21 protein-coding genes are annotated in these 23,045 nt (G+C 67.6%); 10 read left to right on the top strand and 11 right to left on the bottom strand.

Annotation, left to right across the window (positions count from 1 at the left end):
• Positions 1–42 precede the first annotated feature (42 nt).
• Genes AC5P60_RS13435 through AC5P60_RS13425 form a run of 3 tightly spaced genes read right to left on the bottom strand, consistent with a single transcriptional unit; the run spans position 43 to position 2,413 of the window.
• A complete protein-coding gene (locus tag AC5P60_RS13435) occupies positions 43–297 on the bottom strand; it encodes a DUF6587 family protein (protein ID WP_033833455.1) in 255 nt (84 codons plus the stop codon).
• On the bottom strand, positions 297–2,162 hold the full coding sequence (feoB, locus tag AC5P60_RS13430) for a ferrous iron transport protein B (protein ID WP_483692737.1): 1,866 nt from the start codon (positions 2,160–2,162) through the stop codon (positions 297–299). Before feoB ends, AC5P60_RS13435 begins: the two co-directional genes overlap by 1 nt.
• Positions 2,159–2,413, bottom strand: a complete 255-nt coding sequence (locus AC5P60_RS13425) for a FeoA family protein (protein WP_005409473.1) — start codon at positions 2,411–2,413, stop codon at positions 2,159–2,161. Before AC5P60_RS13425 ends, feoB begins: the two co-directional genes overlap by 4 nt.
• 119 nt (positions 2,414–2,532) lie before the next feature.
• Between AC5P60_RS13425 and AC5P60_RS13420 the strand changes: the two genes are divergently transcribed.
• The 5 genes from AC5P60_RS13420 (at position 2,533) to yeiP (ending at position 6,105) form a co-directional block, all read left to right on the top strand.
• Entirely contained in the window at positions 2,533–3,321 is a 789-nt protein-coding gene (locus tag AC5P60_RS13420) for an enoyl-CoA hydratase/isomerase family protein (protein WP_483692738.1), read from the top strand.
• A 2-nt stretch (positions 3,322–3,323) separates the two neighbouring features.
• On the top strand, positions 3,324–3,725 hold the full coding sequence (locus AC5P60_RS13415) for a VOC family protein (RefSeq protein WP_049402821.1): 402 nt from the start codon (positions 3,324–3,326) through the stop codon (positions 3,723–3,725).
• Complete coding sequence (locus AC5P60_RS13410; protein WP_005409470.1) at positions 3,722–4,618, top strand: hydroxymethylglutaryl-CoA lyase; 897 nt, start codon at positions 3,722–3,724, stop codon at positions 4,616–4,618. Before AC5P60_RS13415 ends, AC5P60_RS13410 begins: the two co-directional genes overlap by 4 nt.
• A gap of 100 nt (positions 4,619–4,718) precedes the next feature.
• Positions 4,719–5,489, top strand: coding sequence for an SDR family oxidoreductase (locus tag AC5P60_RS13405; protein WP_005409469.1), 771 nt, complete (start codon positions 4,719–4,721; stop codon positions 5,487–5,489).
• A 49-nt stretch (positions 5,490–5,538) separates the two neighbouring features.
• The gene (gene yeiP / locus AC5P60_RS13400) at positions 5,539–6,105 is read left to right on the top strand and encodes an elongation factor P-like protein YeiP (protein ID WP_005409468.1); all 567 of its coding nucleotides are present in this window, start codon (positions 5,539–5,541) and stop codon (positions 6,103–6,105) included.
• A 154-nt stretch (positions 6,106–6,259) separates the two neighbouring features.
• Here yeiP and AC5P60_RS13395 read toward each other — a convergent pair whose 3' ends face one another.
• The 4 genes from AC5P60_RS13395 to AC5P60_RS13380 form a co-directional block, all read right to left on the bottom strand.
• On the bottom strand, positions 6,260–6,952 hold the full coding sequence (locus tag AC5P60_RS13395) for a COG3650 family protein (RefSeq protein ID WP_483692739.1): 693 nt from the start codon (positions 6,950–6,952) through the stop codon (positions 6,260–6,262).
• A 94-nt stretch (positions 6,953–7,046) separates the two neighbouring features.
• Positions 7,047–7,439, bottom strand: a complete 393-nt coding sequence (locus AC5P60_RS13390) for a nuclear transport factor 2 family protein (protein ID WP_005413199.1) — start codon at positions 7,437–7,439, stop codon at positions 7,047–7,049.
• Entirely contained in the window at positions 7,420–10,569 is a 3,150-nt protein-coding gene (locus AC5P60_RS13385; RefSeq protein WP_483692740.1) for a multidrug efflux RND transporter permease subunit, read from the bottom strand. The genes AC5P60_RS13390 and AC5P60_RS13385 overlap by 20 nt, the downstream gene beginning before the upstream one ends.
• A gap of 36 nt (positions 10,570–10,605) precedes the next feature.
• A complete protein-coding gene (locus tag AC5P60_RS13380; RefSeq protein WP_164227427.1) occupies positions 10,606–11,751 on the bottom strand; it encodes an efflux RND transporter periplasmic adaptor subunit in 1,146 nt (381 codons plus the stop codon).
• A 129-nt stretch (positions 11,752–11,880) separates the two neighbouring features.
• On the opposite strand from AC5P60_RS13380, the gene AC5P60_RS13375 reads away from it, so the two are divergent.
• Entirely contained in the window at positions 11,881–12,597 is a 717-nt protein-coding gene (locus AC5P60_RS13375) for a response regulator (RefSeq protein ID WP_005413196.1), read from the top strand.
• Positions 12,597–13,673, top strand: a complete 1,077-nt coding sequence (locus AC5P60_RS13370) for an ATP-binding protein (RefSeq protein WP_005409462.1) — start codon at positions 12,597–12,599, stop codon at positions 13,671–13,673. The genes AC5P60_RS13375 and AC5P60_RS13370 overlap by 1 nt, the downstream gene beginning before the upstream one ends.
• On the opposite strand, the gene AC5P60_RS13365 is transcribed toward AC5P60_RS13370, so the two are convergent.
• From AC5P60_RS13365 to AC5P60_RS13355, 3 genes are all read right to left on the bottom strand, one after another.
• Positions 13,651–15,447, bottom strand: coding sequence for a DUF7844 domain-containing protein (locus AC5P60_RS13365; protein WP_483692741.1), 1,797 nt, complete (start codon positions 15,445–15,447; stop codon positions 13,651–13,653). The genes AC5P60_RS13370 and AC5P60_RS13365 overlap by 23 nt on opposite strands.
• A 34-nt stretch (positions 15,448–15,481) precedes the next feature.
• A complete protein-coding gene (locus AC5P60_RS13360) occupies positions 15,482–15,781 on the bottom strand; it encodes a DUF2388 domain-containing protein (RefSeq protein ID WP_005413193.1) in 300 nt (99 codons plus the stop codon).
• 62 nt (positions 15,782–15,843) lie between these two features.
• Positions 15,844–17,232, bottom strand: coding sequence for an FAD-binding oxidoreductase (locus AC5P60_RS13355; protein WP_024958330.1), 1,389 nt, complete (start codon positions 17,230–17,232; stop codon positions 15,844–15,846).
• A 169-nt stretch (positions 17,233–17,401) separates the two neighbouring features.
• On the opposite strand from AC5P60_RS13355, the gene serA reads away from it, so the two are divergent.
• On the top strand, positions 17,402–18,643 hold the full coding sequence (serA, locus tag AC5P60_RS13350) for a phosphoglycerate dehydrogenase (RefSeq protein WP_033833465.1): 1,242 nt from the start codon (positions 17,402–17,404) through the stop codon (positions 18,641–18,643).
• A gap of 79 nt (positions 18,644–18,722) precedes the next feature.
• Here the strand turns inward: serA and AC5P60_RS13345 are convergent, their stop codons facing one another.
• Positions 18,723–19,337 (bottom strand): NUDIX hydrolase, encoded by a 615-nt coding sequence (locus AC5P60_RS13345; protein WP_483692742.1) that lies wholly within the window; start codon positions 19,335–19,337, stop codon positions 18,723–18,725.
• 133 nt (positions 19,338–19,470) lie between these two features.
• Here AC5P60_RS13345 and AC5P60_RS13340 point away from each other — a divergent pair, with 133 nt between their 5' ends.
• Together AC5P60_RS13340 and AC5P60_RS13335 are read left to right on the top strand one after the other, a co-directional pair.
• On the top strand, positions 19,471–20,946 hold the full coding sequence (locus AC5P60_RS13340) for an amino acid permease (protein WP_005409456.1): 1,476 nt from the start codon (positions 19,471–19,473) through the stop codon (positions 20,944–20,946).
• Between the two features lie 82 nt (positions 20,947–21,028).
• On the top strand, positions 21,029–22,456 hold the full coding sequence (locus AC5P60_RS13335) for an amino acid permease (protein WP_049407148.1): 1,428 nt from the start codon (positions 21,029–21,031) through the stop codon (positions 22,454–22,456).
• Positions 22,457–23,045 lie beyond the last annotated feature (589 nt).

Raw genomic sequence — 23,045 nt, 5'->3', positions numbered from 1 at the left:
TGCGAACCAAGGTTCGCACCCACCAGCGCAGGAAAAGCAGCGTCAGTGCCGCTTCGGCGGAGTCGGCCCGCAGCTGTCGCAACCGCCACAGGCACCGCCACTTCCGCTCGCCGGTGGCGCGACCTTCCGCCCCAGCGCCTGCAGCCAGGCGGCGCGACCGGGCTTCAGCAGGGCCAGCGCCAACGCACCGCGCAGCTTGCGCACGGTACCGGGGAACTGCTTCTTCAACACCACCCAGGCACTGACCAGCACGGCCACCGCGATGATCAGGTACTGGACCAGCAGGCCGGCATCCATCAGCCGCCTCCCAGCGCCCTGGTCACCTGGTAGGTGATCAGCGCGGCCACGTAGGCCGCCGCGAACAGGTAGAACGCAGCAAAGCCCATCTGCTTCCACGAGTTGGTCTCGCGCTTGATGGTGGCCAGCGTCGAGATGCACATCGGGGCGTAGATGTACCAGACCAGCAGCGACAGTGCGGTAGCCAGCGACCAGCCATCGCTGATCAGCGGGGTGAGTGCCTGGCTGGCAGCATCGTCATCGGCTGCCGACAGCGCATACACGGTGGCCAGCGAAGACACCGCCACTTCACGCGCGGCCAGGCCCGGGATCAGCGCGATGCAGATCTGCCAGTTGAAGCCCAGCGGCGCGAAGAACACAGCCATTGCATGGCCGATCTGGCCGGCGTAGCTGTAATCGATCGCGGGCATGGTGGCCCCCGCCGGCGCTGCCGGGAACGACAACAGCACCCACAGCAGGATGGTCAGCGCCAGGATGATGCCGCCAACGCGCTTGAGGAAGATCATGCCGCGCTCGTACAGGCCGACCGCCAGGTCACGCACGTGCGGCAGGCGGTACGACGGCAGTTCCAGCATCAGCGGATGCTCGCTCTTGTCGCGGCGCCACTTCTTCATGATCCACGACATCGCCAGCGCGCTGAGGATGCCGGCCGCGTACAGGCCGAACAGCACCAGGCCCTGCTGGTTGAACACGCCCCATACCGTCTTCTGCGGAATGAACGCACCGATCAGCAGCGCGTACACCGGCAGGCGTGCGGAACAGGTCATCAGCGGCGCCACCAGGATCGTGGCCAGGCGGTCACGCGGGTCCTGGATGCTGCGCGTGGACATGATGCCCGGCACTGCGCAGGCGAAGCTGGACAGCAGCGGGATGAACGAGCGACCGGACAGGCCGGCAGCGGCCATCATGCGGTCGAGCAGGAACGCCGCACGCGGCAGGTAGCCGGATTCCTCCAGCACCAGAATGAAGAAGAACAGGATCAGGATCTGCGGCAGGAACACCACCACGCCACCGACACCGGCGATGATGCCGTCGGTCAGCAGGCTGGCCAGCGGGCCTTCCGGCAGGACGCTGCCGACGAAGGCGCCGAGCCAGGCGAAACCGGCCTCGATGGCGTCCATCAGCGGCGTCGCCCAGGCGTACACGGCCTGGAAGATCAGGAACATCACCACCGCCAGGCTGATCAGCCCGAACACCGGGTGCAGCAGCCAGCGGTCCAGCGCGTCGTCGATCTTCGCGGTCCGCGCCGGCATGCGCACGGCCACCGACAGGATCTCGCGCACCCTGGCGTGGTAATCGATGCCACCTTCCGGGCCCGGCACCGGTGCATCCAGGTGCGGGACCATCGCATCCAGGCGTTCGACCAGGGCCTTGGCGCCCTGCTTGCGCACCGCCACGGTCTCCGCTACCGGCACGCCCAGCTCGCGCTCCAGCGCGGCCACGTCCACCTGGATGCCACGGCGCTGGGCCGCATCAACCATGTTCAGCGCCACCACCATCGGCCTGCCCAGCTCGCGCAGTTCCAGCGCGAAGCGCAGGTGCAGGCGCAGGTTGGTGGCGTCGATCACGCACAGCAGCACATCCGGCGCGGCTTCGCCCGGGTAGAAGCCCCGGCACAGGTCACGGGTGATCGCCTCGTCCAGGCTGGCCGGATGCAGGCTGTAGGCGCCCGGAAGGTCGAGTACCGCGAACTCGCGGCCGGACGGCGCACGCAGACGGCCTTCCTTGCGCTCGACGGTGACGCCGGTGTAGTTGGCAACCTTCTGCCGGCTGCCGGTCAGCTGGTTGAACAGTGCGGTCTTGCCGCTGTTGGGGTTACCAACCAGCGCAACGCGCAGGGGGGCGGTAGTGGCAGTAGCAGTCATGCGCGTCGTTCCTGGCTGGCGGCGTCGACCACGACCCGCTTGGCTTCACTGATCCGCAGCGCGAAACGGGTGAACCCGACCTGCACCAGCAGCGGCTCTCCCCCCACCGGACCCTTGGCCACCAGGCGCACTTCCTCGCCCTTCACGAAACCCAGCTCGCGCAGGCGACGGGCGATGGCATCGTTGGCATGCAGGTCCTGCACGGACTCGACCACGGCCGAGGTGTGCAGCGGCAGTTCGGACAGCGTCATCTAGCGTGTTCTCTGCTGGATGTAAATGGTTCTCGATTCTAACATTCCCGCGTCGCGTCATGGCCCATGACCAATGGCCCGCTATGATCCATACAGGTATGGAGTGACCCTGGAATCCCATGAACGATGCTTTGCAGATCGAGCGCAGCGGCGCCGTCCTCACCCTCTGGCTGAACCGGCCGGAGCTGCACAACGCCTTTGACGCCGGGCTGATCGCCCGGCTGACCGCCGCACTGGAGGCCGCCGGCCACGATGCTTCGGTGCGCGCGGTGGTGCTGGCCGGCCACGGCGCCTCCTTCTCGGCAGGTGCCGACATGCAGTGGATGCGCGGCATGGCGGCGGCCAGCGAAGCCGATAACCTCGAGGACTCGCTGGCCCTGGCCCGGCTGATGCGCACCCTGGACGAGCTGCCCAAGCCGACCCTGGCCCGGGTCCATGGCGCGGCCTTCGGTGGCGGCGTCGGCCTGGTCGCCTGCTGCGACATTGCCATCGCCAGCACCTCGGCCCGCTTCGGCCTGACCGAAAGCCGCCTCGGCCTGCTGCCGGCGGTGATCTCGCCCTATGTGATCGAAGCCATCGGCCCGCGCCAGGCCCGCCGTTGGTTCGCCACCGGCGAGCATTTCGACGCCGACACCGCGCTGCGCATCGGCCTGGTCCACCAGCTGGTCGAGCCCGAACGCCTGGACGAGGCCGTGCAACGCCAGCTGGCCCTGCTCGACAAGGCCGGCCCGATCGCCTCGTCCACCGCCAAGCAACTGGTCCGCCAGGTCCGCGACAGCCATGACCGCGACACCCTGGATCGCGATAATGCCGCCCTGATCGCGCGCCTGCGGGTGTCGGCCGAGGGCCAGGAAGGCCTGGGCGCCTTCCTCGACAAGCGCGCGCCCCATTGGGTCACGGAAGCCTGAACATGCTCGATCACCTTGGTTTGACCAGCGCCGACCTGGCGCGCAGCAAGGCCTTCTTCCTGCAGGCACTGGCGCCACTGCAGATCGGCGTGGTGATGGAAGTGACCGCCGAACAGACCGGCGCGCACGACCACATCGGCTTCGGCCGCGACGGCAAGCCGTTCTTTTGGCTTGGCAATGGCGGCACCGCCAGCCATGGCGTGCACGTGGCCTTCGCCTGCGCCAGCCGCGACCAGGTGGACGCCTTCCATGCCGCCGCCCTCGCCGCCGGTGGCCGCGACAACGGCGCCCCGGGCCTGCGCCCGTGGTATCACCCGGACTACTACGGCGCCTTCGTGCTGGACCCGGATGGCAACAACATCGAGGCGGTCTGCCACCGCCCCGCCAATGGGGCAACCGCATGAGCGACTACGTCCGCATCGTCGAGGTCGGGCCGCGTGACGGCCTGCAGAACGAAAAGCAGTCGGTCTCCACCGCCGACAAGATCGAACTGATCAACCGCCTGTCGGCCACCGGGCTGCGCAGCATCGAGGCGACCAGCTTCGTCAGCCCGAAGTGGATCCCGCAGCTGGCCGATGCCGCCGAGGTCTATGCCGGCATCCAGCGCCGGCCAGGCATCCACTACCCGGTACTGGTGCCGAACGAACAGGGCTACGACCGCGCCCGTGCGGTGGGCGTCGAGGAAGTAGCGGTGTTCACCGCCGCGTCCGAGGCGTTCAACCGCACCAATACCAATGCCGGCATCGATGAATCGCTGGCGCGCTTCGAGCCGATCCTGCGCCGTGCCGCCGCCGATGGCGTGCGCGTGCGCGGCTACGTCTCCACCGTGCTCGGCTGCCCCTACCAGGGCGAAGTGCCGCTGGCTGATGTGGTGCGCGTTGCACGCGCCCTGCACCAGATGGGCTGCTACGAAATCTCGCTGGGCGACACCATCGGCGTCGGCACACCACGCAAGGCACGGGCGATGCTGCAGGCGGTCGCTGCCGAGATTCCGATGGAAGCACTGGCCGTGCACTTCCACGATACGTACGGCCAGGCCATCGCCAACATCGCCACCTGCCTGGAAGCAGGCGTGCGCGTGGTCGACAGTGCGGTGTCGGGTGCCGGTGGCTGCCCGTATGCCAAGGGCGCCAGCGGCAATGTGGCCAGCGAAGACGTGGTCTACCTGCTGCAGGGCCTCGGCCTGGACAGCGGCGTGGACCTGCCGGCACTGGCCGAGACCGGCCGCTGGCTGGCCGGCCTGCTCGGCCGCGCCACCGCCAGCCGCACCGGGCAGGCGCTGGCCGCCGCCGGTTGACCGCCGCACTGCGCCGCCCCGCAAAGGCGGCGCAGTGCACAACAGCGGCGGTCGCGGCTTCCGTTAGAATCGGCGGTTCTCGAACCTGCAGGACCGTTCAATGCAGCTGTCTTCCGTACGTGCCGTGATCACTGGCGGCGTCTCCGGCCTCGGCCTGGCCGTGGCCCAGCACCTCGTCGCCCAGGGCGGCAAGGTGGCCCTGTTCGACCTCAACGACGACAAGGGCGCTGCCGCCATTGCCGGGCTGGGTGCCGACAAGGCCCGCTATTTCAACGTCAACGTCAGCGATGAGGCGGCGGTGACCGCGGCCATCGACCAGGCCCACGATTTCCTCGGCGGCCTGAACGTGGCGATGAACTGCGCCGGCATCCTCGGCGCCGGCCGCGTGCTGGGGAAGGAAGGCCCGATGCCGCTGGCCGGCTTCCAGGGCACGGTGATGGTGAACCTGGTCGGCAGCTTCAACGTGGCCAAGGCCGCGGCCAACCGCATGCAGCACAACGAAGCGGGCACTGACGGCGAGCGCGGCGTGATCATCAACACCGCCAGCATCGCCGCCTATGAAGGCCAGATCGGCCAGGCCGCGTATGCCGCCAGCAAGGGCGGCGTGGTCTCGATGACGCTGCCGATGGCGCGCGAACTGTCGCGCTTCGGCATCCGCGTCAATACGATTGCTCCGGGCGTGTTCTGGACACCGATGGTCGACGGCATGCCCGAAGCCGTGCAGCAGTCGCTGGCCGCCTCGATTCCGTTCCCGTCACGCCTGGGCAAGCCGGAAGACTTCGCCAGCCTGGTCGGCTTCATCCTCGGCAACACCTACCTCAACGGCGAGACCATCCGCCTGGACGGCGCTACCCGCCTCGCTCCGAAGTGATTCCCCACGGGCGCCGGGACGGCGCCCTCCCCCAACGACCTAGATCACCATGAAAGCCAACGACATCAAGAAGGGCAACGTCGTCGAGTACAACAACGGCGTGTACCAGATCCGCGACATCGAGCGCAGCTCGCCGCAGGGTCGCGGCGGCAACGTCCGCTTCCGCTTCATCATGTACAGCGTGCCGGGCGGCAACAAGCTCGACGCCAGCTTCGATGCCGACGACAACCTGGTCGAGGTCGAACTGCTGCGCCGCCAGTCCACCTATTCGTACAAGGACGGCGACGCCTTCGTCTTCCTCGATGATGAGGACTACACCCCCTACACCCTGGACGCGGACGTGATCGGCGATGACGCCGGCTACATCACCGACGGCCTGACCGGCATCTACGTGCAGGTCATCGACGAGCAGCCGGTGGCGATCCAGCTGCCGGCCTCGGTGGTGCTGGAAGTGATCGAGACGCCGCCGGAACTGAAGGGCGGCACCGCCACCAAGCGCCCGAAGCCGGCCAAGCTCAACACCGGCATCGAGATCATGGTGCCGGAGTACATCGTCAACGGCGAACGCGTGCTGGTGAACACCGCCACCGGCGAATTCGCGGGCCGTGCCGACTAAGCGCCTCGCGCTGATCGGCTGCCTGTCCCTGCCTGCGGCGTGTTCGCCGCAGGCAGGCCATCGGATGTAGCAGTCGTGTTGCAACGAGCCCACGCACGGCTGCTGTGCGTTGGAGAGGGACTGCAGCCGAGCGTGGCTCGGCTCTACAGGTAGCTTACGGCTGCTTCGCGCCGAAATTGCCGCAGCCGTGGTACTGGCGGGTGCCGATGGTCAGGTTCACCCTGGCATCGAACGCCTCGCCACTCATGTCGTCCTGGCAGGTCGTGCGCTGGAAGCTGAGCTTGACGTCGGTGCCATCGGACGCCTTGCCACTCCAGCCGTCAGCACCTGCGGTGGGCTTGGCGACATCGAAACGACGCTCACCGTAATCCACTTCCACCTGCAGGCCCGGCGTGTCGCCGTCGACAACCGCCAGCCAGCCCGGCTCATTGCCGGTGGCACGGAATGCGGCATTGCCGGCGCTGCCATCGCGTTCAGTGGCTTCGAGCGCATGGCACTCTCGGTCCGCCTCGCCCTTCAGGCTCAACAGGCCGTCATCGCTGCCCTTGGTCCAGAAGCTGTTGCCCTTGCCATCGCCGTACTTGGCACCCGACGCCGCACGCTCGGAGCTCATGGCGAAGGTGCGTTCGCCGATCACCACCGTGGCCGCATCCTCGCCATTGAAGGTCGCGCGCACGTTCAGATCTCCACACTGGTACGTGGTCTCGCTGCCACCTTCGATGCTGGCGCTCGGCTGCGGCGCGGCAGGCGGGGCGTCATTGCCGCCTGCGGCGGGCGGCTGGGCCGGCTGGCACGCGGCCAGCACCAACCCGAGGGAGGCTGCCAACAGACTGGGTACTACACGCATGGCTCGACTCCTTGTCGACACTACAGAGAGGCTCGACCCTACCACCTGTCGGTGAGCTGGGCCTGAAAGCGGCCTGAAAGCGGCCTGACCGCGCTCATGCGGCCAGTACCGCCATCGACAACAGCTGCGCGCCGCTTTCGCCGGAACTGCAGGTCCACACCCGCAGCAGACGCAGTTTCAGCTCGCGCTCCTGGCCCTGCCCGCGCACCGACAAGCGCACGTCGCTGGACAACAATGCCAGGCGTCCGCACAGCAGCGTTTCCACCGCGTACGACTGCAGGCTGCGCACGTGCAGGTTTCCGGCAAGCCAGTCGCCCAGCCACGGCAGGTCGAGCAAGCGTCCGCCCTGCCCGTCCATCATGAACAATGCCGGCGATACCAGCGCGGTCAGCGCATCGTGGTCGTCATCCAGCAATGCCTGCCGCAGGCGCTGTTCCAGCGCTGCCAACTGCCGCTCATGCAGGTCTTCAACGATGTCCCGTTCCATCCACGGATCCTTCCGGCATCGGCCGGCGCCTGCGCAGGCGTTGCGCGATCCACTGCCGCGCGCCCTGCGCCACTACATAGAAGACCGGCACGAAGAACACCGCCAGCACCGTCGCACTGACCATGCCGCCGAACACACCGGTTCCAATCGCCTGCTGGGTTTCCTTCGACGCGCCCTGCGCCAGCATCAGCGGCACCACGCCCAGCGCGAACGCCAACGAGGTCATCACGATCGGCCGCAGGCGCAGCCGCGCCGCCTCCAGCGCCGCTTCAACCAGGCCGCGACCCTGCTGCTGCAGCTGGCGCGCGAACTCGACGATGAGGATTGCGTTCTTCGCCGACAGCCCGATCACGGTGATCATGCCGACCTTGAAGAACACGTCGTTGGGCATGCCCCGCAACAGCACCGCAGCAACCGCACCGAGCAGGCCCAGCGGCACCACCAGCATCACCGCCAGCGGGATCGACCAGCTCTCGTAAAGTGCCGCCAGCACCAGGAACACCACCAGCATCGACAACAGCAGCAACCACGGCGCCTGCGCACCGGACTCCCGCTCCTGCAGCGACTGGCTGGTCCACTGCAGGGCAAAACCGGACGGCAGCTTCTCCGCCAACCGCTCCATCTCTGCCATGGCCTGGCCGGTCGACACGCCGGAGGCCGGTGCGCCGGACAGGTTCAGCGCCGGGAAGCCGAGATAGCGCTGCAGCTGCAGCGGCGCCTCGGTCCAGTGCGGCGTCACCAGTTCCGACAACGCCACCATGCCGCCTTCGCTGTTGCGCACGTACAGCCTCAGCACATCCTCCAGCTCCATCCGGTGGGGCGCATCGGCCTGCAGGATCACCTGCTGCAGCCGCCCCTTGTTGGGGAAGTCGTTGACGTACTGCGAGCCCACCGCCGCCGACAGCGTGCTGCTGATCTGCTCGAACCCCACGCCCATCGCCTCGGCCTTGGCACGGTCGATGTCCAGCCGCACGCTGGTGCCTGCAGGCAGGCCATCGGCATGCACCTCCGACAGCAGCGGGCTGGCCTCGGCCAGCTTCAGCAGCTGCTGCAGGGCCGCACGCAGCTCTGCCTGGCTCTGCCCGGTACGCGCCTGCAGGGCGAGCGAGAAGCCGGACGAACGGCCCAGGCTGTCGATGGCCGGCGGCATCACGCTCATCACCTCGCCCTCGGCAATCGTCGCCATCGCCTTCTGCGCGGCCTCCACTTCGCCGGCCGCGGTGGCCCCTGCACGCTCGCCCCAATCCTTCAGCATGGTGTAGGTCAGCGCCGCGCTCGGGCCGGAACCGGAGAAGCTGTAGCCGAGGATCGACTGGTTGGAGCCGATGCCCGGGCGTGACGCCACGTGCCGTTCGTAGGCTTCGACCACGGCCAGCGTGCGTTCGGCGGTGGCTTCGGCCGGCAGCTGGATCGAGGTCATGAAGTAGCCCTGGTCCTCTTCCGGCAGGAAGGCGCCCGGCAGCCAGTGCAGGCCCAGCAGCAGCGCGGCCACCAGCGCAGCGAACACGCCCATGACCCGCCCGCTCCGCTGCAGCACCGACGCCACACCACGCTGGTAGCGCCCGGTCATCCGTTCGAAGCCACGGTTGAAGGCGCCGAACAGCCCGCTACGACCATGATGGCCATGGGTGTTCGGGCGCAGCAGGGTCGCGCACAGCGCCGGCGTCAGGCTCAATGCCAGCAGCGCCGAGAACAGGATCGACACCGCCATCGCCACAGTGAACTGGCGGTAGATCGCGCCCACCGAGCCGCTGGCCAGCGCCATCGGAATGAACACCGCGGTCAGCACCAGGGTGATGCCGATCACCGCACCGGTCAGTTCGCGCATCGCCTTGATGGTGGCCTCGCGCGGCGGCAGGCCTTCCTCGGCCATGATCCGTTCCACGCCCTCGACCACCACGATGGCGTCGTCGACGATGATGCCGATTGCCAGCACCATGCCGAACATGGTCAGCACGTTGATCGAGAAGCCCAGCGCCAGCATCACCGCGAAAGTGCCCAGCAGCGCGATCGGTGCGACCAGTGCCGGAATCAGCGTGTAGCGCCAGTTCTGCAGAAACAGGTACATCACTGCGAACACCAGCAGCATCGCCTCCAGCAGCGTCTGCACCACCTTCTGGATCGAGATCTTGACGAACGGTGCGGTGTCGAACGGAATGCTCGATTCCACGCCGCGCGGCAGCAGCGGCGCCAGCTCGGCCATGCGCTCGCGCACCGCCGACGCGGTGCGAACCGCGTTCGCGCCAGGACGCAGCTGCACGCCGGCGGCGGTGGCCGGATGGCCATCCTCGCGGGTGCCCCAGGCATAGCTCTGCGCGCCCAGCTCGACGCGGGCGACATCGCCCAGCACCACCCGCGAGCCGTCGGCCCCGGCGCGCAGCACGATGGCAGCGAACTGCTCCGGCGTGGACAGCTGGCCATCGGCACTCAGCGGCACGGTGATGCGCTGGCCCGGAACACCCGGAGAATCGCCGATGCGCCCCGGCGAGATCTCCAGGTTCTGCTGCTCGATGGCGGTGGCCACATCGCCCATGGTCAGGCCGTAGCCGGTCAGCCGGGTCGGGTCCAGCCACACGCGCATCGCCTGCTCCGCACCGAACAGCTGCACGCGGCCGACGCCATCGATGCGGCGCAGCTCCTCGATGATGTTGCGCGCCATGAAGTCGCCCAGTGCGGCCTCGCTGACGCCGGCATCCGGCGAACGCAGGCCGACCAGCATCAGGAAGCCGGAATCGGCGGCCTCCACGAACAGGCCGTTCTGGCGCACGCTGCGCGGCAGGCGCGGCTCGATCGCCTTGATCCGGTTCTGCACGTCCACCTGCGCCAGCTCCGGGTTGGTACCCGGCTTGAAGGTCGCAGTGATGGAGGCTTCGCCGGAGGTGTCCACCGACGACTCGAAGTACAGCAGGTGCTTGACGCTGGACAGCTCGCGCTCGATCAGGCCGACCACCGCGTCATTCAGCGTCTGCGGGCTCGCACCCGGGTAACTGGCATAGATGCTGACGCTGGGCGGGGCAACCGCCGGATAGCGCTCCACCGCCAGCCGCGGGATCGCCAGCACACCGGCCAGGATGATGAAGATCGCCAGCACCCAGGCGAACACCGGGCGATCGATGAAGAAACGTGCCATGTTGGATTTTCCTGGAGGGACCGGCCCGGTAGAGGCTCAGCCCTTGCTGCCGGCCTGCACCGCGCCGGCGCTGGCGACCGGCATCTGCCAGTCGCGCGCATCGACCACCACGCCTTCCTGCAGGCGTTCCTGGCCTTCGACCACCACCTTTTCGCCCACCTTCAAGCCGGTGCGCACCAGCCATTGGCGATCGACACTACCGTCCACTTCCAGCGTGCGGATCACCGCCTTGCCATCGCCAGCGATCACCCAGGCATAGGCCTGGCCACCGGCACTGCGCAGCACGGCCTGCTGCGGCACGGTCAGTGCGCTGGCCGGCGCACCCCGCGGCACCTTCGCGCGCACGTACATGCCGGGCAGCAGCTGGCGCTGCGGGTTGTCGACCAGGATGCGCAGGATCACATCACCGGTGCGCGCATCGACATTGATACCGGAGAACAGCATCTGGCCACGTTCGGGCAGCGGCTTGCCGGCCGCACCGATGATCGTCACCGGCAGCTCGCCGCCACCGGCATTGCGTTGCAGCGACTCCAGCTGCGCCGCTGGCTGGCGCACATCGACGTAGACCTGGTCGATCTGCTGCACCACCGCCATCGGCTCGGCATCGGCCACGCCGACCAGTGCACCTTCGGTCACCAGCGCCTGGTCGATGCGGCCGGCAATCGGTGCACTGACCGTTGCATAGCGCAGGTCGAGCTGGCGGCGCGCCAGGATCGCGCGCGCCTCGTTCACCGCGGCACGGGCCTGTTCGTACTCGGCACTGGCATCGTCGCGGTGCTGCTGGCTGACCGCCTGCGCGGCCGCCAGCGCATGCAGGCGCTGCGACTGCACGCGGCTGCGGCCCAGGGCTGCCTCACTGCGCTGCAGCGCGGCCAGTGCGGAGTCGACATCGGCACGGAACGCCGCCGGATCGATCTGGAACAGGGCCTGGCCGGCGCGCACTTCCGCACCCTGCTCAAACAGCCGGCGCTGCACGATGCCGCCCACCTGGGCACGGATCTGTGCGGTGCGTACGGCGGCCACGCGGCCGGGCAGTTCGTCATCGCGCTGCACGACCTGCGGGCCGACAGTGACCACGCTGACGCGCGGTGCCGCTTCGGGCGTGGCTTCGGGGGCGGAGCAGGCCGTCATGGCCAGGGCGAGGGCCGCGATCAACGCGACCGGAGTCCTGAAGGTTCTCATTGCTGTGCACAATGCCGCGCGGGCGGCTGATAGGTTCTGAAGCGTGCAGTCTGCGGGGCGATGATGGGGTTTCGATGGAGGAACTGTGGAGATACGATGGAGGCAAGCACCTTAAGGCCCCGCCCCTGCATGCATGCCTCCCCTGCCCTCGCCGCCCTCGTCCTGATCGTCGAGGATGAGGCCGAGATCGCCGATATTCTTACCGCCTACCTGGAACGCGAAGGACTACGCACCCTGCGTGCCGCCGATGGCCACAGTGCACTGGACCTGCACCGCAGCGCCCGCCCCGACCTGGTCCTGCTCGACGTACAACTGCCGCGGCTGGATGGCTGGAGCGTACTGACCCAGCTGCGCCAGCGCGGCGAAACGCCGGTGATCATGCTGACCGCGCTGGACCAGGACCTGGACAAGCTGACTGCGCTGCGCATGGGCGCCGACGACTACGTGGTCAAGCCATTCAATCCGGCCGAAGTGGCAGCGCGCGTGCGCGCCGTGCTGCGGCGTACGCTGCGTGGCTCGCGGGTGGACGCACCGACCGCACTGCGCGCGGGCCCGTTGCTGATCGACTCGGCCACCCATGCCGTGCATGTGGAAGGCGACGGCTACAGCCACGAAGTGCTGCTCACCCTCACCGAGTTCAAGCTGCTGCACTGCATGGCGCTGGCGCCGACCCGCATCTTCAGCCGCAGCGAACTGATGCACGAATGCCTGCCGGAAAGCGAGGCGCTGGAGCGCACGGTCGACAGCCATGTCAGCAAGCTGCGCCGCAAGCTGGATGAAGTGGGCATGGTCAATGTTCCGGCCAGCGTGCGCGGTGTCGGCTACCGGTTGATGGCCGACCGCTGATGGCCCGCCTGCGCCGCTCCGGGCTCAGTCGCCACATCATCGTCTCGATGTCGCTGATGGTGATCGGCGTCATCGTGATGATGATCCTGTCATCGTGGCTGCTGTACGCGGTGCTGGTCGAGTTCTTCCCCGGCAGTGCCGAAGAGCCGGAAAGCTGGCTGCCGACCGGGCCGGAGCTGGCATGGATGGTCGGGGTGATCCTGACCGGCCTGGCACTGGCCATCGCCGCCTCGTTCCGCCTTGCCCACCGCATCCTGTCGCCGTTGAATTCGCTGGTCGACAGCGTGCGCGCGCTTGCCGGCGGCGACCTCGGTGCGCGCGCCAGCGCCCAGGAAAACTCGCCCGGCGAAGTGGCCACCCTGGTCGAGGATTTCAATGCGATGGCGCGCCGCCTGCAGCACATGGAGAGCGAGCGCGCGATGTGGCATGCGGCCATTGCCCATGAACTGCGGACTCCGGTGACGATCCTGCGTGGTCGCCTGCAGGGGCTGGCCGAGGGTGTGTTCCAGCCAGACGAATCCCAGTTCCGCAGCCTGCTGGCACAGGTCGAAGGCCTCTCACGCCTGATCGAGGATCTGCGCGTGTTGAGCCTGTCCGACAACGCGCGGTTGGACGTACGCCGCGCGCGCACCGACGTGGTGGCCGAAGTGCATTCGGTGATGACCCTGGTCGACCCGCAGTTCCGCGCCGCCGGCTTCGTACTGGAGCTGGAAACCAGCCGCGAGGAACACAACGCGCACTGTGACCCGACACGCTTGCGCCAGGCCCTGCTGGCACTGCTGGAGAATGCGCGCCGCTACGCCAGCCCGGGCAAGGTGCGGATTGCCGTGCACGACACGCCCGGACACGTGCAGGTGGCGATCGAGGACGAAGGCCCGGGCATCGACCCGGAACTTCACACCGACATCTTCACTCCGTTCATGCGCGCCGACGGCTCGCGCTCCCGCCAGGGCGGCGGCAGCGGGCTGGGCCTGGCGGTGGTCAAGGCCATCGCCGATGCACATGGCGGCCGCGTCTACTGCACGCCCGGCAGCGCCGGCGGCAGCCGCTTCGTCATCGAGCTTCCGCGCCAGTAGCGGGCGTGGCTGCCTGTTCCCGCAGGCGTGCGCCGAGCGCGGCGAGGTTGGCATCGATCGCATCCATCTCGTTGCGCTGGCCCGCCGGCAACTGCTGGCGCAGCTGCACGCGCAGCGCCTGCCAGGCCGGCACCGCCTCTGCGCTGGCAGTGGCAACCGCTTCGGCCAGCACCGCCTGCTCATCGGCAAGCGGCAATCCGTAGCCATCGTCGACCAGCAGCGTACCCGGGCGCAGCCATTGCCCACCCTGCTCCAGCAGCTGGCGCAGGCCGCGCGTCTCGGCACTGTCCGGTGCCGCCAGCAGGCGCCGTTTCAGCACATCGCGCGCGCGCAGTTCGGCGCGCCGCTGCGCGGCCTGTTCCAGCAACAGCAGGCCGGCGCTGGCGCGCAGGTCGCCCTGCAGCAGCCAGGGCGCACGCTGATGCGCGGGCAGCTTCAGCCAGGCGCGCACATCGCGCACCGGCAGCCCCAGCTGTGAGCTCGCCACCGCGAACAACTGCTGATAGTGATCGCGCGCCGAGGCAAAGTAGTAGCCCTGCGCCTGCGCTGCATTGCGGTCCGTCAGCACCTGCTCGTCCAGCACATGCAGCCGGGACAGCCGACGCTTCAACCCGCGCGGACTCAGCTGGGCCAGCCCGGCCTCCCCCAGGCGCGGCACACCCGCCTGCAGCAGCTTTGCGGTTTCCACCGCGCAGTTGTTGCTGACGAAGTAATAGCGCCCGTCATAGCTCCAGTGCACCTGTGCAGTGCGCTCGAGCAGGCCGGCGATCTCGCCGGATGACAACTGCAATGGCAGCGACTGCAACCCACGCAGTTCCACCTTGGTGTACTCGTCCACCACCTGCTGCAGCGGCAGCACGAACAGGCGCGAGGGATAGCCGCCGGTCAGGCCACGCCAGTTGGAAATCTGCACATCACCTACGAATGCGCGGAACGACAGTACGCGGTGGTACTCCAGGTCCAGGCGGCAGTCCGGCCCCGGCGCACGGCCCGGCCGGCAGATCACCAGCCGCAGCATGCTGTGCCCCCAGCGGCTCATCGGCTGCGCACTGCCTTCGGCGAACAGGTAGTCCACGGCGTAGACGCGCGAAGGATCGAGCTGCAGCAGCGATGCCGCACCCTCTTCCGATTCGGCCTGCAGCAATGGCAACGTGGCCGCGCAGTGCGACTGCGGCAGCGATGGCGGGGTTCCGAAATGCGCCTGGTACCACTGCGCCAGCGCCGGGCGCCGGCAGGCAAACTCGCTGTCGAGCACGAAATGCTCGGCGTTCACTGCCAGGTACTCGGCCGGATCCTTCAGTTCATAGGCATCCGGACTACGGTCACGGAAGTCGTTGCCACCACGGCCAAGATGCCAGGGCTTGCGCTGCCATCCGGCCAGGTCGCGCCAGCGCGCACTGCGCGACCAGTTCGCGCCGCTACGGTCTGCAACATGGGTCAGTTCATGCACCAGCGCGCTGCGTCGTGCACGGCGTGCGCCGGGCACGGCATCATCCAGCAGCTCGCGACGCAGGTCGATGCGGCCGGCGAAAGCGCGACCGTGCACATCGGCCGGCAGGTGGTCGCTCCAGCGCACCTGCACGTGTGCTGGCAGTGCGCGCAGCAGGCCATCTGGCAGCAGGGACTGCACGTCGGCCAGGGTCTGCATCGCCACCTGCTGCTGTGCAGGGCTCAGCCCTTCCGGATCCAGGCGCAGGTCGCTGCTGGCATGTGCGGCCGGAACGGCCAGCAGTAGAGCCAGGCCATGCCTGGCTGCGTTCCGTGCAGATGTCATGGCGTTGCCAGCCAGCGGCCGGCACTACCCGGGATCAACGCGCCAGCAGCGCGCGGGCCAGTTCCAGGTCGCTCTGCTGCTGTGCGGCAGCGCTCTGCTCACGCAGGTGGACCAGTGCGGCCTGCAGGCGGGCGCCACGGATCTGGCCATCGCTGGCGACGAACGCAGCGGCATCGTCGCGTGCAGCCTGCACCACCTTGTCGTCGCCCGAGCTGCTGGCCGAAGAGCCCGACGATGCACCGGTGGCGGAACCGGCCGAGGTGCCGGCGAAGCTGGAAGCGAAGCCGGCCAGCGGCAGGGACAGCAGGGCGAGCAGCAGAAGCGGACGGGTCATCGGTTCGAAGCCGGTTGTGAGGAAGCGTGGAGCGTAACGGGTGCGTGAAGGATTTGCCCGGCTCAAACGTCGAACAGCTTGCCGGGATTCAGCCGCGCTTGGGGATCGAACGCGCGTTTGACCGCCTTCATCAGGGCGATCTCGGCCGGGCCGCGGGTGCTGTCCAGGTAGCCCTTCTTGACCAGGCCGATGCCGTGTTCAGCCGAGATGCTGCCATCGAACCGGGCCAGCACCTGCGCCAGCAGCTTGGTCACATGCTCGCACTGCGCCACGAAATCGGCGTCGCTGGTGTCATCGGGCTTGAGCACGTTGATGTGCAGGTTGCCGTCACCGATATGGCCGAACCAGACCACGTCGAAGTGCGGGTAGGCCTGCCCGATCAATGCCTGGGTCTCGGCCAGGAACGCCGGCATCGCCGAGATCCGCACCGAGACGTCGTTCTTGTAGGGCTTGTAGCGCGCCAGCGATTCGGTGATGCCTTCGCGCAGGCGCCACAACTGGGCGGCCTGGGCATCGCTGGCACTGATCACGCCGTCGCTGACCCAGCCGTTGCCCATGCAGTCCTCGAAGGCCGCCATCGCCGCCGCTTCCTGCGCTTCGTCGTTGGCGGCGAACTCGGTGACCACGTAGTACGGATGCACCTCGTCGAACGGTGCCTGCGCACCATGCGCCAGCACGTGCTCCAGCGCGCGATCAGTGAAGAATTCGAAGGCCTGCAGCTGCAGCCGTGCGCGGAACGCGGCGAATACCTGCATCAGCACTTCGAAGCTGGGCAGCGCCAGCAGCATCACGTTGCTGGCCGGCGGCGGATCGGTCAGCTTCACCGTCGCTTCGACGATCACGCCCAGCGTGCCTTCCGAACCGATCAGCAGCTGGCGGAAGTCATAGCCGCTGGAGTTCTTGATCAGGCCCTTGTTGAGCTCCAGCAACTCGCCACTGGCGGTGACCACCTTCAGCCCGGCGATCCACTCGCGGGTGTTGCCGTAACGGATCACGCGGATGCCACCGGCATTGGTGGCGATGTTGCCGCCGATCGTGCAGGAACCACGCGCGGCGAAATCCACCGGGTAGATCAGGCCGTGGTCCAGCGCGGCGTTGTGCACGGCTTCCAGCGGCATGCCGGCCTGCACCACCAGGGTGCGATCGACCGCGTCGTAGGCCAGCGCCTTGTTCATCCGTTCCAGGCTGAGCACCAGCTCGCCGTTGGCAGCCACCGCGCCACCGGAGAGGCCGGTACGGCCGCCGGACGGCACCACGGCCACGCCCTCGCCCGCACTCCAGCGCATCACCGCCTGCACTTCCTCGACCGTGGCCGGCAGTGCGATCGCCAGCGGCGCCGGCGTCCAGCGCCGGGTCCAGTCGCGCCCGTAGTGCTCCAGGTCGGCCGGGTCGGTCTTCAGCTTCAGGCCGGGACAGGCCTGCTGCAGCGAGGCAATGCGGGAATCGGTCATGACGGTCCAGCGCGGTGCGTGAAGAACGGGCAAGCGTGCCAGCGGCACGCGCCAGCGTCCAGCCCCGCAGCCGTGCAGATAGCTACGGATGCAACCAATTGCGCACTGCACCATGGGCGTTGCGATCTGGCATAGTGGTCAGCCCCTGTCCCACTGGCCGTGTCGCCCCATGTCGCCGAAGAAGACCTCGTTCCCCAAGCAGGATATCCGCGTGCTGTTGCTGGAGGGGGTCAGCCAGACCGCCGTGGAGGTGTTCAGCGCCGCCGGCTACAGCCAGATCGAGGCGCACACCAAGGCACTGCCCGAGGACGAACTGAAGGCGCGCATCGCCGAGGCGCACATCGTCGGCATCCGTTCGCGCACCCAGCTCAGCGCCGAGGTGCTGGCCGAGGCCAAGCGCCTGATCGCGGTGGGCTGCTTCTGCATCGGCACCAACCAGGTCGACCTGGACGCGGCCGAGCTGGCCGGCATCCCGGTGTTCAACGCGCCCTATTCCAACACCCGCAGCGTGGCCGAGCTGGTGATTGCCGAGGCGATCATGCTGACCCGTGGCATTCCGCAGAAGAATGCCGAGTGCCATCGCGGCGGCTGGTCGAAGTCGGCCAGCGGCAGCCATGAGGTGCGTGGCAAGACCCTGGGCATCATCGGCTATGGCCACATCGGCACCCAGGTCGGCGTGCTGGCCGAATCGCTGGGCATGCAGGTGATCTTCCACGACGTGGAAACCAAGCTGGCGCTGGGCAATGCGCGTGCTGCGGCCAGCCTGGACGACCTGCTGGCGCGGGCCGACATCGTCACCCTGCACGTGCCGGAGACCCCGGCCACGCAGTGGATGATCGGCAGCACCGAGCTGGCGAAGATGCGCAAGGGCGCGCACCTGATCAACGCCGCGCGCGGCACCGTGGTCGACATCGATGCGCTGGACGCGGCGCTGGCCAGCGGCCACGTCGGAGGCGCCGCGCTGGACGTGTTCCCGGTCGAGCCGAAGGGCAATGGCGATATCTTCGAATCGCCGCTGACCCGCCACGACAACGTGATCCTGACCCCGCACGTGGGCGGCAGCACGCTGGAGGCGCAGGACAACATCGGCGTGGAAGTGGCGGCCAAGCTGGTGCGCTACAGCGACAACGGCAGCACCCTGTCGGCGGTCAACTTCCCGGAAGTGACCCTGCCCGAACACGAAGACAGCCTGCGCCTGCTGCACATCCACCAGAACGTGCCGGGCGTGCTGTCCAAGGTCAACGAGATCTTCTCGCGCCACAACGTCAACATCGACGGCCAGTTCCTGCGCACCGACCCGAAGGTGGGTTACGTGGTGATCGACATTACCGCCAGCGAGGAACAGGCCGCCGCCGTGCGCGACGAGTTGGCCGCGATTCCGGGCACGCTGCGGACGCGCATCCTGTATTGAAAAAAGGGGACGGAGGGGATTAAGTCGTTTGCGGCACATGCGCTATAAACGACTTAATCCCCTCCGTCCCCTTTTTACCTCAACGTGCCAGCCACCGGCGCGCCATGCGCTGCATGGACTCGTCCGATTCCGGATCGGACACGACTTCGGTCACCGGCCGCCATGCCAGGTCAAGTGACTCCTCGCTGAGCACGAAGGCTTCGCCCCCCAGCGCCCGGATCACGAAACGCACGTCGTAGTGCCAGTGCCCCGGCACGTTCTTGCGCTCAGGAATCCAGTGCTTGTCCAGATCGAAGATGGCCGGGTCTTCCAGCACCAGGCCGCTCAGGCCGGACTCCTCCTCGGCTTCCTTCAGCGCCACCTGGGCCAGGTCGCGGTCGCCGTCGGCGTGGCCGCCCAGCTGCAGCCAGCGCTGCAGCTTGCGATGGTGGGTCAGCAGCAGGCGCTGGCCATCGGCACTGACCAGCCAGCAGCTGGCGGTGAAGTGCCCGGCCAGCCGTTCGCGCCGGAACGGATCTTCCGGATCGTCCAGCAATGTGCCGAATTCGGCAGCCAGTGCGTCGTGGGCAGGCTCACGGCGGGCATAGTCCCGCAGCAGGCCACGCAGGCGATCGTCAAGCACGGCAAGGGTTTCGGCGGTCTGGCGCATGAATGGGGGCGGTCTGGAAAAATACTGCTCATTATCGCCGTTCATTGCTGCGATTGCGCTTGTGCGTTGGCTTCAGCTTTGGCTAAGGTACAGCGGGCCGTTCGCGCGGCCTTCACCATTCCAGGGTTGCCGGCAACGTATCGGCGGCCCACCCCATCCGATCACTAGGAAGTACTGCATGCTGAAAGCTCTGTTGAGGGTCAAGCCGGTTGAACCGGCCGGGCACGTCGATGCCGGCGAACCCATCGAAGGCAGCCTGGACGGCGAAGCCACGTTGAAACGGACCCTCACGGCTAAACACCTCATCCTGCTTGGCGTGGGTGCGGTGATCGGCGCTGGTATCTTCGTGCTGACCGGCCAGGCGGCGGCCAACCATGCCGGCCCGGCGGTGATGCTTTCGTTCGTGCTGGCCGGTTTCGCCTGTGCCCTGGCGGGCCTGTGCTACGCCGAGTTCGCGGCGATGATGCCGGTCTCCGGCAGTGCCTACTCGTACTCCTACGCCACCTTGGGCGAAGGCATGGCCTGGTTCATCGGCTGGTGCCTGGTGCTGGAGTACCTGTTCGCCTCGGCCTCGGTCGCGGTGGGCTGGTCGGCGTACCTGATCAGCTTCATCACCACCACCCTGCACATGCCGTTCCCGGACCTGCTCAGCGCCGCGCCCATCGCCTGGACCGGCAGCGAGTTCGTCTCCTCCGGCAAGCTGTTCAACCTGCCGGCGGTGCTGATCGTGGCGGCGGTGTCCGGCCTGCTGTACGTGGGCGTGACCCAGTCGGCCTTCGTCAACGCCATCATCGTGGCGATCAAGGTCACCGTCATCTGCCTGTTCATCGGCATCGGCGCGGCCCATATCGACCCGGCCAACTGGCAGCCGTTCATCCCGGAAAACACCGGCGTGCCGGGTGAGTTCGGCTGGAGCGGCATCTTCCGCGCGGCCACCATCGTGTTCTTCGCCTACATCGGCTTCGACGCGGTCTCCACCGCCGCCGGTGAAACCAAGGACCCACAGCGCAACATGCCGATCGGCCTGCTCGGCTCGCTGGCGGTGTGCACCATCGTCTACATCATCGTCTGCGCGGTGCTGACCGGCATGATGCCGTACCACCTGCTGGGCACCGACAAGCCGGTGGCGACCGCCCTGGAGCCCTACCCGACCCTGTCCTGGCTGAAGACGTTCGTGGAAATCGGCGCCATCGCCGGCCTGTCCTCGGTGGTGCTGGTGATGATGATGGGCCAGACCCGCATCGCCTACACCATCTCCCGCGACGGCCTGCTGCCGAAGTTCTTCGGCAAGGTCCACGCCCGCTTCCGCACCCCGTACGTCGCCACCATCGTGGTCGGCGTGATCGCTGCCGCGCTGGCCGGCCTGGTGCCACTGAACGTGCTCGGCGAACTCGTCTCGATGGGCACCCTGCTGGCCTTCGCCACCGTCTGCGTCGGCGTGCTGGTGCTGCGCTATACCAAGCCGGACCTGCACCGCCCGTTCCGCGTGCCGATGGTCTGGATCATCTGCCCGCTCGGCGCTGCCACCTGCCTGTTCCTGTTCTGGCAGGCGTTCGTGGTGCATTGGCATCTGTTCGTTGGCTGGACGCTGCTCGGCCTGCTGATCTACCTGGGCTACGGCATCCGTAACAGCAAGCTGGCCAAGTCGCCCTGATCCGCCTACGGGCCGGCCTCGCGCCGGCCCGTCCGTTTTCCCCGCGCGCCGCCCGTGGCGCGCTTCGACAAGACCACCACACATGTTCAAGCAACTGTGGGCCACCAAGCACCCGCATGCCGCCCATGAAGACGCCAACGGCCTGAGCCTGCGCCGCCACCTCGGCCCCTGGGGCCTGACCGCCCTCGGTATCGGCGCGGTGATCGGCGGCGGCATCTTCGTCATCACCGGCCAGGCCGCCGCCAACCACGCCGGCCCGGCCATCATGCTGTCCTTCGTACTGGCCGCCATCTGCTGCGCCTTCTGCGCACTGGCCTATGCCGAGTTCGCCTCGATGGTGCCGGTCTCCGGCAGCGCCTACACCTACACCTACGCCACCTTCGGCGAGCTCTCGGCCTGGTTCATCGGCTGGATGCTGGTGCTCGAATACGGCGTGTCCGCCTCGGCGGTCGCGGTCAGCTGGACCGGCTATTTCCTCAGCCTGCTCAGCCAGTTCGACATCCATCTACCGGCGGCGCTGGTCAGTGCCCCGCTCGATGCACAGCTGCGCCCCACCGGCGCGATCGCCAACCTGCCGGCCGCTGCGCTGGTACTGCTGCTGACCTGGCTGTGCTACGTCGGCATCAGCAAGTCCTCGGCGATGAACATGGCAATGGTCGTGCTGAAGACCGGCCTGATCCTGCTGGTCATCGTGGTCGGCTGGAAGTACGTGGACACCAGCAACTGGACGCCCTTCATCCCGGCCAACGAAGGCCCCGGCAAGTACGGCATGGAAGGCGTGCTGCGTGGCGCGGCGATGGTGTTCTTCGCCTACATCGGTTTCGAAGCGGTGTCGGTGGCGGCGCAGGAATCGAAGAATCCGCAGCGTGACATGCCGTTCGGCATGATGCTGTCGCTGGTGATCTGCACCGTGCTCTACATCGCGATGGCCGCGGTGATGACCGGCCTGGTGCCGTTCCAGCTGCTCGGCACCGACGAGCCGGTGGTGACTGCCGTGGCCGCGCATCCGCAGCTGGGCTGGCTGCGCTGGGTGGTCGAGGTCGGCGCGCTGGTCGGCCTGTCCTCGGTGGTGCTGGTGATGATCATCGGCCAGCCGCGCATCTTCATGATCATGGGTCGCGACGGCCTGCTGCCGCCGGTGTTTACCAGGATCCACCCGAAGTACCGCACTCCGCACATCAACACCGTGATCACCGGCATCGGCATCGCCTTGCTGGCGGCGCTGTTCCCGCTGGACATCCTGGGCGAGCTGACCTCGATGGGCACACTGATCGCATTCGCGGCCGTGTGCGCCGGCGTGCTGATCCTGCGCCGCACCCAGCCGGACCTGCCGCGGCCGTTCCGCATGCCGATGGCGTGGCTGATCTGCAGCCTGGGCGTGCTGAGTTGCCTTGCCCTGCTGTCGGCGATGACGATGCACAACTGGATGCTGATGGGGGTGTGGACGTTCGTCGGTTTCGTGATCTATTTCTGCTACGGCTTCAGGCACAGCCGCCTGCGGGTGAAGTAAAGGGATTGCAGGGCCTGCGGCCCTGCACCCGCCGGAGCCGGAGCAACTTCCAGAGCAACAGCTGGGTTGAGGGTTTGGCGGAGAGGCATGGGTTAGCGGGGGACGCCGTGAATCCATCCCTGGAGGCTTGGCCGCGGCATCCATGCCGCGGACACCCCCGCGAACCCATGCCTCCCCGCCCCTGACACTTTCCCGGCACGTCCGGTAGATCCACGCCATGCGTGGATGATGGTCATTCCCAGCGACCAGGGCGCCCGACGATGATCATCTGCGGCCAAACCAGAAGGTCTTCTGTATCCAGCCTGCGCCGCCCATGCAGCCCATGAAGTGCTCGTGATTCTCCTTGGCGTTGACGTCCACGGTGTAGCGCTCGGTCTTTGGCATCAGCATCGTCTTGTATTTGCCATCCACGTCGCATGTCTCGCCTTCCTTGCAGGCGTCAGCACCTCAATCTCTTCGGTGCGCTCGACAACGTCCATCTTCTCCGGCCACTTCTCGTTGGCCTCTGCCCTGCAGCACCACCGCGACTCATCCAGCGGATCAGCATGATCACTGAAGCGGGCCCATTCGGTCGCACAACCGCCGGTCA

It is taken from the genome of Stenotrophomonas sp. YJH_SMC_120 (assembly GCF_059368675.1).
Note: the sequence above shows the minus strand (reverse complement) of the source record. Positions and strands in the feature narration are given on the sequence as shown.

What these genes read in the sequence shown, in the direction of transcription:
- AC5P60_RS13435 (WP_033833455.1), bottom strand. Translation starts at nt 297, where the DNA reads ATGGATGCCGGCCTGCTGGTCCAGTACCTGATCATCGCGGTGGCCGTG.
- feoB (WP_483692737.1), bottom strand. Translation starts at nt 2,162, where the DNA reads ATGACTGCTACTGCCACTACCGCCCCCCTGCGCGTTGCGCTGGTTGGT.
- AC5P60_RS13425 (WP_005409473.1), bottom strand. Translation starts at nt 2,413, where the DNA reads ATGACGCTGTCCGAACTGCCGCTGCACACCTCGGCCGTGGTCGAGTCC.
- AC5P60_RS13420 (WP_483692738.1), top strand. Translation starts at nt 2,533, where the DNA reads ATGAACGATGCTTTGCAGATCGAGCGCAGCGGCGCCGTCCTCACCCTC.
- AC5P60_RS13415 (WP_049402821.1), top strand. Translation starts at nt 3,324, where the DNA reads ATGCTCGATCACCTTGGTTTGACCAGCGCCGACCTGGCGCGCAGCAAG.
- AC5P60_RS13410 (WP_005409470.1), top strand. Translation starts at nt 3,722, where the DNA reads ATGAGCGACTACGTCCGCATCGTCGAGGTCGGGCCGCGTGACGGCCTG.
- AC5P60_RS13405 (WP_005409469.1), top strand. Translation starts at nt 4,719, where the DNA reads ATGCAGCTGTCTTCCGTACGTGCCGTGATCACTGGCGGCGTCTCCGGC.
- yeiP (WP_005409468.1), top strand. Translation starts at nt 5,539, where the DNA reads ATGAAAGCCAACGACATCAAGAAGGGCAACGTCGTCGAGTACAACAAC.
- AC5P60_RS13395 (WP_483692739.1), bottom strand. Translation starts at nt 6,952, where the DNA reads ATGCGTGTAGTACCCAGTCTGTTGGCAGCCTCCCTCGGGTTGGTGCTG.
- AC5P60_RS13390 (WP_005413199.1), bottom strand. Translation starts at nt 7,439, where the DNA reads ATGGAACGGGACATCGTTGAAGACCTGCATGAGCGGCAGTTGGCAGCG.
- AC5P60_RS13385 (WP_483692740.1), bottom strand. Translation starts at nt 10,569, where the DNA reads ATGGCACGTTTCTTCATCGATCGCCCGGTGTTCGCCTGGGTGCTGGCG.
- AC5P60_RS13380 (WP_164227427.1), bottom strand. Translation starts at nt 11,751, where the DNA reads ATGAGAACCTTCAGGACTCCGGTCGCGTTGATCGCGGCCCTCGCCCTG.
- AC5P60_RS13375 (WP_005413196.1), top strand. Translation starts at nt 11,881, where the DNA reads ATGCATGCCTCCCCTGCCCTCGCCGCCCTCGTCCTGATCGTCGAGGAT.
- AC5P60_RS13370 (WP_005409462.1), top strand. Translation starts at nt 12,597, where the DNA reads ATGGCCCGCCTGCGCCGCTCCGGGCTCAGTCGCCACATCATCGTCTCG.
- AC5P60_RS13365 (WP_483692741.1), bottom strand. Translation starts at nt 15,447, where the DNA reads ATGACATCTGCACGGAACGCAGCCAGGCATGGCCTGGCTCTACTGCTG.
- AC5P60_RS13360 (WP_005413193.1), bottom strand. Translation starts at nt 15,781, where the DNA reads ATGACCCGTCCGCTTCTGCTGCTCGCCCTGCTGTCCCTGCCGCTGGCC.
- AC5P60_RS13355 (WP_024958330.1), bottom strand. Translation starts at nt 17,232, where the DNA reads ATGACCGATTCCCGCATTGCCTCGCTGCAGCAGGCCTGTCCCGGCCTG.
- serA (WP_033833465.1), top strand. Translation starts at nt 17,402, where the DNA reads ATGTCGCCGAAGAAGACCTCGTTCCCCAAGCAGGATATCCGCGTGCTG.
- AC5P60_RS13345 (WP_483692742.1), bottom strand. Translation starts at nt 19,337, where the DNA reads ATGAACGGCGATAATGAGCAGTATTTTTCCAGACCGCCCCCATTCATG.
- AC5P60_RS13340 (WP_005409456.1), top strand. Translation starts at nt 19,471, where the DNA reads ATGCTGAAAGCTCTGTTGAGGGTCAAGCCGGTTGAACCGGCCGGGCAC.
- AC5P60_RS13335 (WP_049407148.1), top strand. Translation starts at nt 21,029, where the DNA reads ATGTTCAAGCAACTGTGGGCCACCAAGCACCCGCATGCCGCCCATGAA.